Raw genomic sequence first — 12462 nt, 5'->3', positions numbered from 1 at the left:
TCCCCGGCCTCCGGCGCGGGTACCGGAACTATACCGCAGGGCTGCCGCGCGGCCCCCGCAGGCGCCGTCCTGCGTGAACGCAATGAACTTAAGTTTCTCTGCGTACACAAGAGTGACCGGCATCACGGCCGAACCTAGCATCGGACATACCCGTTCAGCAGTGCTGACCAGTTTTACGAGAAGAGGAAATACCATGCGCCAGATCCGCGCATTGAGAGTTGCCGCCGTCGCCGCCGGCATCGCCCTGATGGCTACCGGCTGCGGTGCCACCGGCAAGACCTCGGGTTCGGAAAGTACCGGCGCAGCCGGGCCGATCACCAAGCTTCAGATCATGGTTCCCAACACCCCCGGAGGCGGTTACGACACCACCGCCCGGGCAGCCGCGAAGGTCCTCGACGACGAGAAGATCGCAACCAACACCGAGGTCTTCAACCTCGCCGGCGCCGGCGGCACCGTTGGCCTGGCCCGTGTGGTCAACGAGAAGGGCAACGGCGACCTTGCCATGCTCATGGGCCTGGGCGTGGTGGGCGCAAGCTACACCAACAAGTCCGAATCCAAGCTGACCGAGACCACCCCGCTGGCCCGCCTCATCGAAGAGCCCGGCGCCATCATGGTCGGCAAGGATTCGCCGTTCAAGACCATCGATGACCTGGTGAAGGCCTGGAAGGCCGATCCCGGCTCCATCTCCGTTGGCGGCGGCTCCTCCCCCGGCGGCCCGGACCACCTGCTGCCCATGCAGCTGGCCGGCGCTGTGGGCATCGACGCCACCAAGGTCAACTTTGTGTCCTACGACGGCGGCGGAGACCTCCTGCCCGCAATCCTCGGCAACAAGCTCGGGTTCGCCGCTTCCGGCGCGGGCGAGTACCTGCAGCAGATCAAGTCCGGCGAAGTCCGCGTCCTTGCCACCAGCGGCGAAGAGCGGCTGGAAGGCGTTGACGCCCCCACGCTGAAGGAATCCAACATCGATCTGGTGTTCACCAACTGGCGTGGCGTCGTGGCCCCTCCGGGCATCAGCGAGGAGGACAAGGCGTCCCTGATCGCCGCCCTGGAGAAGATGCACGGCACGGAGGCATGGAAGGAAACCCTGAAGACCCACAGCTGGACTGATGCCTTCATCACCGGCGACGAGTTCGAGACCTTCCTCTCCGAGCAGGACCAGCGGGTGGAGGACGTCCTGACGAAACTGGGCCTGGCGTGAGCTCTTTGGCTGCCAGCCTTAAAGGCCGCGCCGAGCTGGGGGTAGCCCTCCTGCTCGGCGCTGCCGGCGTCCTGGTCTTCCTGGACGCAAACGGACTGGTCGCCCCGTACTCCCAGTCTGACCCGGTGGGGCCCAAGACCGTTCCCTTCATCGTGGCCGGCATGCTGGTCGCGTGCGCCGTCCTCCTGGCCATCAACGTCCTCCGCGGCGGCCAGGGCGAGGCTGAAGGCGGTGAGGACGTGGACCTTACCCACCCAGCGGACTGGAAGACCGTTCTGCCGCTGGCCGGCGCGTTCATCCTTAACATCCTGATGATCGACTGGGCCGGCTGGGTGATTTCCGGAACCGTGCTGTTCTGGGGCAGCGTGCTGGCCCTGGGGAGCCGCCGCTACGTCCGCGACGGGCTCATCTCCCTGGCACTGTCGCTCCTGACCTTCTACGGCTTCTACCTCGGCCTGGGCATCGCGCTCCCGGCCGGACTCCTGGAAGGAGTCCTCTAATGGACATCTGGTCCTCCCTGATGGACGGCTTCGCCACCGCCCTGACCCCCATGAACCTCCTGTACGCGATGATCGGCGTAATCCTCGGAACCGCCGTCGGCGTCCTTCCGGGGCTTGGCCCCGCCATGACCGTTGCGCTCCTGCTCCCGGTGACGTACGCACTGGAACCCACCAGCGCGTTCATCATGTTCGCCGGCATCTACTACGGCGGCATGTACGGCGGTTCCACCACCTCGATCCTGCTGAACACGCCGGGCGAATCATCCTCCGTCGTCACCGCCATTGAGGGCAACAAGATGGCCAAGGCAGGCCGTGCGGCACAGGCGCTGGCGACGGCGGCCATCGGCTCGTTCGTCGCCGGCACCATCGGCACGGCGCTTCTTGCCGTGTTCGCGCCCGTGGTGGTCAAGTTCGCCGTGAGCCTGGGCGCCCCCAGTTACTTCGCGATCATGATCCTGGCACTTCTCGCCGTCACCGCCGTGCTGGGGAACTCGCGGCTCCGCGGTTTCGCGTCCCTGTCGCTGGGCCTTGCCATCGGCCTGGTGGGAATGGACTCGGTCACCGGCCAGCGGCGCCTCACGTTCGGCCAGCCCCTGCTGGCCGACGGGCTGGACATCGTGGTGGTGGCCGTGGCCATCTTCGCGGTGGGCGAAGCCCTCTGGGTGGCAGCGCACCTGCGCCGCACGCCCCTCCATGTCATTCCCGTAGGCCGGCCCTGGATGGGCAGGAAGGACTGGGGCCGGTCGTGGAAGCCGTGGCTGCGCGGTACCGCCTTCGGCTTCCCCTTCGGCGCCCTGCCGGCCGGCGGCGCGGAGATCCCCACATTCCTGTCCTACGTGACCGAGAAGCGGCTGAGCAAGCATCCCGAGGAGTTTGGCAAGGGCGCCATCGAAGGCGTGGCCGGTCCGGAAGCGGCCAACAACGCCGCAGCCGCCGGAACACTGACCCCCATGCTGGCCCTGGGCCTGCCCACCAATGCGACGGCCGCCGTCATGCTTGCCGCGTTCACCACCTACGGCATCCAGCCCGGACCCCAGCTGTTCTCCAGCCAGGGACCGCTTGTGTGGGCGCTCATCGCCAGCCTCTTCATCGGCAACCTGCTGCTCCTGCTGATCAACCTTCCCATGGCGCCGCTGTGGGCCAAGCTCCTGCAGCTGCCCCGGCCCTACCTTTACGCGGGCATCCTGTTCTTCGCCACCTTGGGCGCCTACTCAGTGAACCTGCAGGCGTTCGACCTGGTGATCCTCCTGCTGCTCGGCGCGCTGGGCTTCATGATGCGGCGGTTCGGCCTGCCGGTCCTGCCGCTGGTCCTGGGCGTCATCCTTGGCCCGCGCATCGAAGGGCAGCTGCGGAAGACCCTCCAGCTCAGCGCCGGAGACCCGGCAGGGCTGTTCAGTGAGCCGATCGCCGTCGTGGTTTATATCCTCGTGGGGCTCATTCTGCTCTGGCCGCTGCTCTTCCGGCTGGTACGGCGGAAGCGGCCGGCGAAGGAATCCCTGGTGCCCGCCAATTCCGGCGCAGCTGACTACAGCGACTAAGCAACCCCACCCCACACCAAAGGAGACATCATGACCATCGTGGTGGGATACGTCCCGACCCCGGAAGGCGAAGCCGCCCTCACCCAGGCCATCGCAGAAGCCAAGAGGAACAGCGCCACCCTCCTGGTGATCAATTCCTCCAAGGGAGACGCCCTGGTGGACAACCGCTACGCACAGGAGCCGGAGATCCAGTCCATCGAGGACCGGCTGGCCATCCAGGGCGTGGACCATGTCATCCGGCAGCCGGTGCGCGGCCACGATGCCGCCGCCGAGGTCCTGGACGCCGCGGAGGAACATGACGCGCAGCTCATCGTGATCGGGCTGCGCCGCCGGACCCCCGTGGGGAAACTGATCCTGGGCAGTGTCTCCCAGCGGATCCTCCTCGAAGCCGACTGCCCGGTGCTGGCCGTGAAGGCCTGACTGGCTGCCACCGGTCTGCGTCCCCGGCCGAACACAAAATCCCCGTCCGCTGCTGCAGCTGACGGGGATTTTGGGTTTCAAGGGGTTTTGCTAGCTGCGGCGCACCTGCACGCCGTCAGATTTAAGGAAGAGCTGCTTTTCAGCCGGACCGGCAGGGACGAGCCACAGCACGTTTCCGCTCTGCGAGACCTCCTCCACCTCCCCGGCTGCCACCACATGCGCATGCTTGATGATCTCGACGCGGTCCCCGGGCTGGAAGGTCTTCCAGTCGGATACCGTGGCGGAGTGGGCATGGCGCCTCGACAGGACTGCCCCACGTGCTTTCATTTGAACTTCTACCCCTTTGTATACGTCCGTGCCACAGCTTCTTTGATGTGACTTTCACTACACCTTCAGTTCTACTACAATTCCAGGCCGCCGAATGACCAACGCGGTGTTAATTCCGCCCTTTGGACAGGAGCCGTGGAGAACCGAAGATCCTTCGTTCTCAGGCGAGGCTTCCGACGGCGGATTCGGCCGCCCGGAGCACCTCGCCGGAGCCAACCAACAGGTCGGCCGCTTCCAGTTCCGGGGAAAGGAACCGGTCCGTGCCGGGTCCTTCCACCACGTTCCGCAGAGCCGCCACGACGGCGGCGCCCGCAGGACCCGGGGTGAGGACACCGCCGGAGAGCTGGGTGCGGATGTCCAGGGCGCGTGCGGACGTCACCAGTTCGATGGCCAGGACCCGGCGCAGGTTCTGCACCGCCTTCCGCAGCTTCCTGGCGGCGTGCCAGCCCATGGACACATGGTCCTCCTGCATGGCGGAGCTCGGAATGGAGTCCACCGATGCCGGCACGGCCAGCCGCTTGTTGTCCGAGACGAGCCCGGCCTGGGTGTACTGCGCAATCATCAGCCCCGAATCCACGCCCGGGTCCGATGCCAGGAAGGCCGGGAGTCCGTGGGAGCGCGCCGGATCCAGCATGCGGTCCGTACGCCGTTCGGCAATGGAGCTCAGGTCCGCCACGGCAATAGCCAGGAAGTCCAGCACGTACGCCACGGGTGCCCCGTGGAAGTTGCCGTTGGAGCTGACCCGGCCGTCCGGGAGCACCACCGGGTTATCGATGGCGGCGTCCAGCTCGCGGGAAGCCACGAGGGCTGCGTGGTCCAGGGTGTCCCTGACCGCACCGGCGACCTGCGGCGCGCAGCGGAGCGAGTAGGCGTCCTGGACCTTTGAGTCACCCACCCGGTGCGAGGCGACGATGGGCGATCCGGACAGCACGCGAAGCATGTTCTCCGCTGATGCGGCCTGGCCCGGGTGCGGGCGCAGGGCTGCGTGCAGCTCCGGCAGGAACACCTGGTCGGTGCCCAGCAGGGCCTCCACGCTGAGCGCCGCGGTGATGTCCGCCGTCGTCAGCAGTTTGCGCAGGTCAGCGATGGCCATCAGCAGCATGCCCAGCATGCCCTCGGTCCCGTTGACCAGCGCGAGACCTTCCTTCTCCGCGAGGATGACAGGCTCGATCCCGTGCGCTGCAAGCAGCTCAGCGACCGTCCGCTCTCCCCGCGCACCGTAGGTAACGCCGTCGGGCCCTTCCGCTTCGCCTTCGCCCATCAGCACCAGGGCGCAGTGCGAGAGCGGGGCGAGGTCACCGGAGCAGCCGAGCGACCCGAACTCCCGGACCACCGGGGTGATACCGGCGTTGAGCACGTCCACCATGGTCTGCAGGACCACGGGACGGACACCGGTACGGCCCGATGCGAGCGTCTTGGCCCGCAGGAACATGATGCCGCGCACCACCTCGCGTTCCACCGCCGGCCCCATCCCTGCGGCGTGGCTGCGGATCAGGCTCTTCTGCAGCTGGGTGCGCAGTTCGCTGGGGATGTGCCGGTTGGCGAGGGCGCCGAAGCCGGTGGAGATGCCGTAGGCGGGGGTGTCGCTGGCGGCGAGGCTGTCGATGTGCGCGCGGACTTTGGCGACGGCGTCGAGGGCCTCAGGGGCAATGGCCACCTTGGCGTTGTGGCGCGCGACGGCGAGCACATCCTCGGGCGTGACGCCGCTGGAGCCGAGCGTGACGGTCAGCGGTTCGTGGGTGGTGATGGTCATCGTGGTTCCTACTTACATCTCGTCGGTTGCTCCGTAAGTGCCCTTTTGGGAACTCATAACGGCACCTACGGAGCAACCGATGTGGAATTGGGGCTCGGTTAGCGGGTTTCCGACATTGGGATGCGGACGCCGCGTTCCCTGGCGACCTCGAGGGCGCGGTCGTAGCCGGCGTCTGCGTGCCGGATGACGCCCATGCCGGGGTCGTTGGTGAGGAGCCGTTCGAGCTTCCGGGCAGCGAGGTCGGTGCCGTCGGCCACGGAGACCTGTCCGGCGTGGATTGAGCGGCCGATGCCGACGCCGCCACCGTGGTGCAGGGACACCCAGGTGGCACCGGATGCGGTGTTCAGCAGCGCGTTCAGCAGTGGCCAGTCGGCGATCGCGTCGGAGCCGTCGGCCATGGCCTCGGTTTCACGGTACGGGGAGGCAACGGAGCCGGAATCGAGGTGGTCGCGGCCGATCACGATGGGGGCCTTGACCTTGCCTTCCTTGACCAGCTGGTTGAACAGCAGTCCTGCCTTGGCGCGCTCGCCGTAGCCCAGCCAGCAGATGCGGGCGGGGAGGCCTTCGAACTCAACGCGCTCTCCGGCGGCGTCAATCCAGCGGTGCAGGTGCTTGTTCTCGGGGAACAGCTCCTTGATGGCCTTGTCCGTGACGGCGATGTCCTCGGGATCACCGGACAGCGCCACCCAGCGGAACGGGCCCAGGCCCTCGCAGAACAGCGGACGGATGTACGCCGGGACGAAGCCGGGGAACTCGAAGGCGCGTTCATAGCCGCCCTTCCGGGCCTCGTCGCGGATCGAGTTGCCGTAGTCGAAGACCTCGGCGCCGGCATCCTGGAACTCCACCATGGCCTGGACGTGCCGGGCCATCGAGGCCTGGGCCTTCTTGGTGAAGCCTTCCGGATCCGCCTCGGCCTCGCGGTGCCACTCGGCCACGGAAATGCCCTCGGGCAGGTAGCTCAGCGGGTCGTGGGCGGAGGTCTGGTCGGTGACGATATCGACGGTCAGTTCGCCGGCCCGGTGGCGGCGGAGGATCTCGGGGAAGACCTCGGCGGCATTGCCCACATAGCCGACGGACCAGCCGCGGCGCTCTTCCTTGGCCTTGAGCACCTTGGCGATGGCGGCGTCGAGGTCGGTTTCCACTTCGTCGAGGTAGCGCTTGCCGGCGCGGCGGCGCAGCCGGGTCTCGTCGACGTCGACAATCAGGCACGCGCCTTCGTTCAGCGTGACGGCCAGCGGCTGGGCGCCGCCCATGCCGCCGCAGCCGCCGGTGAGGGTGAGGGTGCCGGCGAGGGTGCCGTTCTCGTCCCCGGTGAGCTTGCGGGCAATCGCGGCGAAGGTCTCGAAGGTTCCCTGCAGGATTCCCTGCGTGCCGATGTAGATCCAGGACCCGGCGGTCATCTGGCCGTACATCATCAGGCCCTCGGCTTCGAGCCTTCGGAATTCGGGCCAGTTGGCCCAGTCACCGACGAGGTTCGAGTTGGCCAGGAGCACGCGCGGGGCCCACTCGTTGGTGCGGAAGACGCCCACAGGCTTGCCGGACTGGACCAGCAGGGTTTCGTCCTGTTCCATGGTTTCCAGGGTCCGGGTGATGGCGTCGAACGCGGCCCAGGAACGGACAGCACGGCCGGTGCCGCCGTAGACCACCAGGTCATCCGGACGCTCGGCGACCTCCGGGTCCAGGTTGTTCATCAGCATGCGCAGCGGCGCTTCGGTCTGCCAGGACTTGGCGGTAAGCCCGGTGCCGCGGGCTGCTTTGACCGGGCGGGCACCGGTGGTGAAATCGGCGGGTGCCATGATGGCTCCTTTGTGGTTCGGGTAGATATTGACGCGTTGCTCGGCAGCGCCGCGTGGAAGAAGTTCTGTATCTACTAAAGCCCCAAAGTGCGGCCTGCAGCAGGGGTTTTCAGGTGGTACTGTCCGGAATTCCAGACGCGCGCGGGTTGCAGGCCGGACTAATGCGCGGGACGTCCGTGCAGGCGCAGGGAAAGCTCGTCCGCGGCCTTCTGGATCCGGGCTGCCAGGGCCGGCCATTCCGGCTGGGGCAGCTTGTCTTCCAGGAACGTCACGGCGATGGCGGCGGTGGGCCAGCCGGTGTGGTCAGTGACCGCCGCAGCGATGGAGCCGAAGCCGGGGGTGACCTCGCCATGTTCTGTGGCGTACCCGCGCTGGCGGACCTGGTCCAGGTGCGAGGACAGCGCGGAGTATTTCATGATGGCGCCCTCCACCTCGTGGCGGGCGGAGAAGGCCGCGGCATTGGGGTACAGGGCGCGGACCTGCGACTTGGGAAGCGCCGCAAGGATGGCCCTGCCGCTGGCGGTGAGGTGGCTGGGAAGCCGCACGCCGACGTCGGTCACCAGGGACGGCCGGTTCTTGGCGCGCTCCTCAACAATGTAGAGCACGTCCCGGCCGTGCAGGACCGCGAGGTGTGCGCTCTCCCCCAGCGCGTCCACCAGTGAGGCCAGGAGCGGCCGGCCCAGCCTGGAAAGCGGTTCCTGCCGGGAGTAGGCGGAACTGAGTTCGAACGCGCCGATCCCCAGGCCGTACCGCTGTTCCTCGTGCAGGTGCAGCACGAAGCCGTTGGCCTCCATGACGCCGAGCAGGTGGTAGACGCTGGAGCGGGGCAGCCCGAGAGTGGAGGCAATCTGCGACGCCGCCATGGGACCCCGGCGCGATGCCAGCAGCTTCAGGATCCGGAGGGTGTTTTCCGCGGCGGGGACCTTGGACGCGGTTTTGACCGCTGTCTGCGCGGCGGCGGCTTCGGTGCCCATGGTTTCTGCCCTCTTCATCCCTCGTGTCCGGTATCCCGTACTCCAGCATGCACTGCGGAGCGTGGAGATCCAGGCCGCTTGGGCGCAACAGCTGTCTGAAATACCAGACCCGCCTAAGCCCACCCCTACCGGGGAAAGTCCGGGGTGGGGGTGGGGCGGGTGACCGGCGCGCCGGCCGGTTGGGCCTGGCGCTTATGCGGAAGCTGCGGCGGACCTTATCGCGTCGGTGAGCGACGTCGTCGGGCGCCCAATGAGCCGGCGGAGATCGCCGCTGCTGACCACGAGGTCGCCCCGGGCGATGCCAAGGTCCGAATCTGCCAGGATCGCGGCGAAGGCCTCCGGCACGCCCGCTCCGGAGAGGAGTCCGGCATAATCCCCTGCCGGAAGGTTGGTGTAGGTGATGTCCTGACCGGTTGCTGCGCTGATTTCCGCGGCGAGCTCGGCCATGGTGAAGGGCTCATCGCCGCCCAGCTCATATACCTTGCCGGCCTGGCCCTCGGCGGTAAGGACCGCCGCGGCCGCCTGGGCATAGTCGGCCCGGGAGGCGGCACTGACCTTGCCGTCGCCCGCGCTGCCGGCAAGGGCACCCTGCGCGACGGCCCCTGCGAGCTGGTCTGTGTAATTTTCGAGGTACCACCCGTTCCGCAGCAGGGTGAAGGGCAGGCCGGACTCGCGAAGCATGGCCTCGGTGGCCTGGTGTTCGCCCGCGAGCTTCATGCCCGTGGTCTCCGCATTCGCGATGCTCGTGTAGGCCAGGAGCTGCACGCCCTCCGCCTTGGCCGCCTCAATCACGGTGCGGTGCTGTTCCACCCGCCGGCCCACCTCGCTGCCGGAAATGAGGAGGACCCGGGTGGCGCCCCGGAGCGCGCCGGCGACCGATCCGGCGTCGGAATAGTCCATGGACCGCACCTGGACGCCCCGGGCCGCAAAGGCCGCCAGCTTCTCCGTGGCACGGCCTGCGGCGACGATTTCCGCGGCCGGAACGTTGCGCTCCAGCAGGGCCTCGATTACGTGTTGGCCAAGCTGGCCGGTGGCGCCGGTGACGACGATGCTCATGGTGGTTCCTTTCAGGACGTACAGGATTGTCAAAAGGACACAACCGGCCGGGCGCCCGATTACTTCCCAAAAGAGAGTACGCACTTTCAGGTAAGGTACTAACCCGACGGTAAGCTGGAGGCATGGAAGCACCCGCGCGCCCTTCTGCCCTCCCCGCGTCCTTTGCCGACGGCGTCTTCCCGGCCGGGTGCCCCAGCCGGACGCTGCTGGACCACATCACCAGCAAGTGGGGTGTGCTGATCCTGCTCTCCCTTTCCGAAGGTGAACAGCGGTGGAGCGAATTGCGGCGGCGGGCGGAGGGCATCAGCGAAAAGATGCTCGCCCAGACGCTCAGGACGCTCGAACGCGACGGCCTGGTGAGCAGGCATGCCCAGCCGGTCATTCCGCCACGCGTGGACTACAGCCTCACCGCCAAGGGCTACGACCTCACCGCACTGCTCGTTCCCCTGGTGGGCTGGGCCTTCGACAACGCCGAAGAAATCATCAACGGCGCCCGCTGACAGTGCGGAGCGGCCAGTAGCGGGCCGACAAAAAACCGAGTACCTGTTACGGGTGTGACAAATGTGAACTGCGGCTAACGTTGGGGGTACGGTGCCGGCCGGGATAGGAGGGCCCTCCTCTGCTGGAGCGTTCCGGCCATCAGCACCGCGAGGACGCGGCTGCCCGCCGCCCCAGGAGTTGGTACGCATGGTCAAGGGCTATGTCGAGGACCCGTCCCCATTGGGCCGTCCCATCAGCCTCGCCACCGCGGTGGCCCGGGCATGGGGCAGGGTGCAAAAACATCCGGGCCCGCGGTCCCCCTACCGGATCGGCGACGCCGTGGTGGGGGACGACCCTTTCAACGGCAGGCGTGAGGGCGTGGTGGTTTCCCGCCAGGGCAGGGCGGTGGGCGTGAAAACTCCGCACGGCCTGTATTTCTACGACCACCGGCAGCTCAAAACGCTGGACTAGCGGCGGTGAACCTCAGCGGGCCGACCAGCCGCCGTCCATCGTGTAGCTGGCACCGGTGACCATCGCGGCCTGGTCCGAGGCGAGCCAGCCCACCAGCGAAGCAACCTCTTCCGGCTCCACCAGCCGCTTGATGGCCGCCTCGGTGAGCATCACCTTGGCCAGCACTTCGGACTCGGGGATGCCGTGCACCTCCGCCTGGTCGGCCAACTGCTTCTCCACGAGCGGCGTGCGGACGTAGCCGGGGTTGATGCAGTTGGAGGTCACGCCGTGGTCGCCGCCTTCCAGCGCGGTCACCTTGCTCAGCCCCTCCAGGCCGTGCTTGGCAGAAACGTAGGCGCTCTTGAAAGGAGAGGCGCGGATGCCGTGCACGGAGGAAATGTTGATGATCCGGCCGTACCCATTGGCGTACATGGCCGGCAGGGCCGCCCGGATGAGCAGGAACGGGGCCTCGAGCATCAGGGTGACGAGCCGGCGGAAATCGGCGGGATCGAATTCCTCGATAGGGCTGATGCGCTGGATTCCGGCGTTGTTGACCAGGATGTCGCAGTCCAGGTTCAGGGTGGTCAGCGCATCCACATCCATCAGGTCCACGGCCCACGCGGTGCCGCCCACCTCGTCCGCGAGTGCCTCGGCTCCGGCGGCATCCATATCCGCCACCACCACTTTGGCTCCCCGGGCGGCGAGCTCCCGCACGCAGGCGGCACCGATTCCGCCGGCACCGCCGGTTACCAGCGCCTTGCGGCCGTTCAAAGTGTTTTCCATGCCCATCCGTTCCTTCCCAGCGCGCGGGCGTGTGACCTGCGCTACTGACCGCTTTCCCTGAGTATTGCTGCACAAGCACGGAGCTTCAATGGCCAAAGAGGCACGAGTTGTGTGCAGAATTGCAGATATGAACGTCAATCCGGATGATCTCCTGGTGCTGCTCGCGGTGGCCCGCTCGGCAAAATTTACGACGGCGGCGCAAACCTTGGGTTTGAACCACACCACGGTGTCGCGCAGGATCGCCGCGCTTGAGAAAGCGCTCGGCGGGCGGGTCCTGGCGAAGGCGGCCGGCGGGTGGGAGCTGACCGAGCTGGGCGCCCGGGCGGTCCGGGCCGCGGAGCAGGTGGAGACGGTGATGGGCACGCTGGGACCGGCGGGCAAGGCGCCCGACCCGATTACGGGCGTCGTGCGCATGACCGCGACGGACGGCTTCAGCGCCTATATCGCGGCACCTGCAGTGGCCGCGCTGCGGCGCGAGCACCCCGGCCTGACCGTGGAAATCATCACCATGACGCGCAGGGCGCTGCAGCAGCGGTCGGGACTGGACATCGAGGTGGTGGTAGGCGAGCCGCAGGTGCACCGCGCCGAGGCCGTCCGGCTGGGCGACTACCGGCTGGGCATGTACGCCTCGCGCGCCTACCTGGCCGAACACGGAACGCCGGCCACCGTGGCCGAGCTCCAGGCGCATCCGCTGGTCTATTTCGTGGACTCGATGCTGCAGGTGGACGACCTCGACGCCCCGCGGCGCCTGGTCCCGGCGATGCGCGACGCCCTGACCTCCACCAACGTGTTCGTCCACGTGGAGGCGACCCGGGCAGGCGCGGGCGTGGGGTTCCTGCCGTGCTTCATGGGCGACCGGCACGGGGACCTGGTCCGCCTGCTGCCGGACCGGATCGGCGAGCTGCTGCCGTATTGGATGGTACTGCGGCGGGATTCGCTACGGCGCCCGGCCGTGGCCGCCGTGGTCCATGCCCTGCGGGAACAGATGGAGCTGGAACGCGGCGCGCTGCTGGGCCGCTGAAAACGATAGCTACGTCGGCCCACGCCCGCCGGGTTCCCTGGCCGAGCTTGCGAGGTTAGGGTGCGGGTGGCGTCGGCCCACGCCCGCCGGGTTCCCTGGCCGAGCTTGCGAGGTTAGGGTGCGGGTGGCGTCGGCCCACGCCCGCCGGGTTCCCTGGCCGAGCTTG

Annotated in this window: 13 protein-coding genes; 7 read left to right on the top strand and 6 right to left on the bottom strand. The window is 67.6% G+C overall.

From position 1 onward, the window contains the following. Window positions 1–193 precede the first annotated feature (193 nt). The 4 genes from ACIQCN_RS09295 to ACIQCN_RS09280 are packed head-to-tail and all read left to right on the top strand — an operon-like array spanning window position 194 to window position 3656. Window positions 194–1198 carry a Bug family tripartite tricarboxylate transporter substrate binding protein gene (locus tag ACIQCN_RS09295; RefSeq protein WP_400606502.1) on the top strand — a complete coding sequence of 335 codons (1005 nt, stop codon included), beginning with the start codon at window positions 194–196 and terminating at the stop codon, window positions 1196–1198. Continuing rightward, window positions 1195–1698 (top strand): tripartite tricarboxylate transporter TctB family protein, encoded by a 504-nt coding sequence (locus ACIQCN_RS09290; RefSeq protein WP_400606500.1) that lies wholly within the window; start codon window positions 1195–1197, stop codon window positions 1696–1698. The genes ACIQCN_RS09295 and ACIQCN_RS09290 overlap by 4 nt, the downstream gene beginning before the upstream one ends. Further along, window positions 1698–3236: a tripartite tricarboxylate transporter permease gene (locus tag ACIQCN_RS09285; RefSeq protein WP_400610578.1), complete on the top strand. Its 1539-nt coding sequence runs from the start codon at window positions 1698–1700 to the stop codon at window positions 3234–3236. Before ACIQCN_RS09290 ends, ACIQCN_RS09285 begins: the two co-directional genes overlap by 1 nt. 30 nt (window positions 3237–3266) lie before the next feature. Further along, complete coding sequence (locus tag ACIQCN_RS09280; protein ID WP_400610576.1) at window positions 3267–3656, top strand: universal stress protein; 390 nt, start codon at window positions 3267–3269, stop codon at window positions 3654–3656. A 90-nt stretch (window positions 3657–3746) separates the two neighbouring features. On the opposite strand, the gene ACIQCN_RS09275 is transcribed toward ACIQCN_RS09280, so the two are convergent. From ACIQCN_RS09275 to ACIQCN_RS09255, 5 genes are all read right to left on the bottom strand, one after another. After that, entirely contained in the window at window positions 3747–3983 is a 237-nt protein-coding gene (locus ACIQCN_RS09275) for a hypothetical protein (protein WP_377216796.1), read from the bottom strand. A gap of 160 nt (window positions 3984–4143) precedes the next feature. Further along, the gene (gene hutH, locus ACIQCN_RS09270) at window positions 4144–5736 is read right to left on the bottom strand and encodes a histidine ammonia-lyase (RefSeq protein WP_400610574.1); all 1593 of its coding nucleotides are present in this window, start codon (window positions 5734–5736) and stop codon (window positions 4144–4146) included. Between the two features lie 98 nt (window positions 5737–5834). Beyond that, complete coding sequence (locus ACIQCN_RS09265) at window positions 5835–7532, bottom strand: urocanate hydratase (protein WP_400606492.1); 1698 nt, start codon at window positions 7530–7532, stop codon at window positions 5835–5837. Window positions 7533–7690: 158 nt separating this feature from the next. Then, window positions 7691–8524 carry an IclR family transcriptional regulator gene (locus ACIQCN_RS09260; RefSeq protein ID WP_400606489.1) on the bottom strand — a complete coding sequence of 278 codons (834 nt, stop codon included), beginning with the start codon at window positions 8522–8524 and terminating at the stop codon, window positions 7691–7693. A 174-nt stretch (window positions 8525–8698) separates the two neighbouring features. Next, window positions 8699–9562: an SDR family oxidoreductase gene (locus ACIQCN_RS09255; RefSeq protein ID WP_400606487.1), complete on the bottom strand. Its 864-nt coding sequence runs from the start codon at window positions 9560–9562 to the stop codon at window positions 8699–8701. 122 nt (window positions 9563–9684) lie between these two features. Here ACIQCN_RS09255 and ACIQCN_RS09250 point away from each other — a divergent pair, with 122 nt between their 5' ends. Continuing rightward, complete coding sequence (locus ACIQCN_RS09250) at window positions 9685–10062, top strand: winged helix-turn-helix transcriptional regulator (protein WP_400606485.1); 378 nt, start codon at window positions 9685–9687, stop codon at window positions 10060–10062. A 187-nt stretch (window positions 10063–10249) separates the two neighbouring features. Further along, the gene (locus ACIQCN_RS09245) at window positions 10250–10513 is read left to right on the top strand and encodes a hypothetical protein (RefSeq protein ID WP_400606484.1); all 264 of its coding nucleotides are present in this window, start codon (window positions 10250–10252) and stop codon (window positions 10511–10513) included. A 12-nt stretch (window positions 10514–10525) separates the two neighbouring features. Here the strand turns inward: ACIQCN_RS09245 and ACIQCN_RS09240 are convergent, their stop codons facing one another. Continuing rightward, window positions 10526–11275, bottom strand: coding sequence for a 3-hydroxybutyrate dehydrogenase (locus ACIQCN_RS09240; RefSeq protein ID WP_400606482.1), 750 nt, complete (start codon window positions 11273–11275; stop codon window positions 10526–10528). Window positions 11276–11402: 127 nt separating this feature from the next. Here ACIQCN_RS09240 and ACIQCN_RS09235 point away from each other — a divergent pair, with 127 nt between their 5' ends. Beyond that, the gene (locus tag ACIQCN_RS09235; RefSeq protein WP_400606480.1) at window positions 11403–12296 is read left to right on the top strand and encodes a LysR family transcriptional regulator; all 894 of its coding nucleotides are present in this window, start codon (window positions 11403–11405) and stop codon (window positions 12294–12296) included. The last annotated feature ends 166 nt before the right edge of the window (window positions 12297–12462 follow it).

This window comes from Pseudarthrobacter sp. NPDC092424 (assembly GCF_044754925.1).
Classification (GTDB): Bacteria; Actinomycetota; Actinomycetes; order Actinomycetales; family Micrococcaceae; genus Arthrobacter.
Note: the sequence above shows the minus strand (reverse complement) of the source record. Positions and strands in the feature narration are given on the sequence as shown.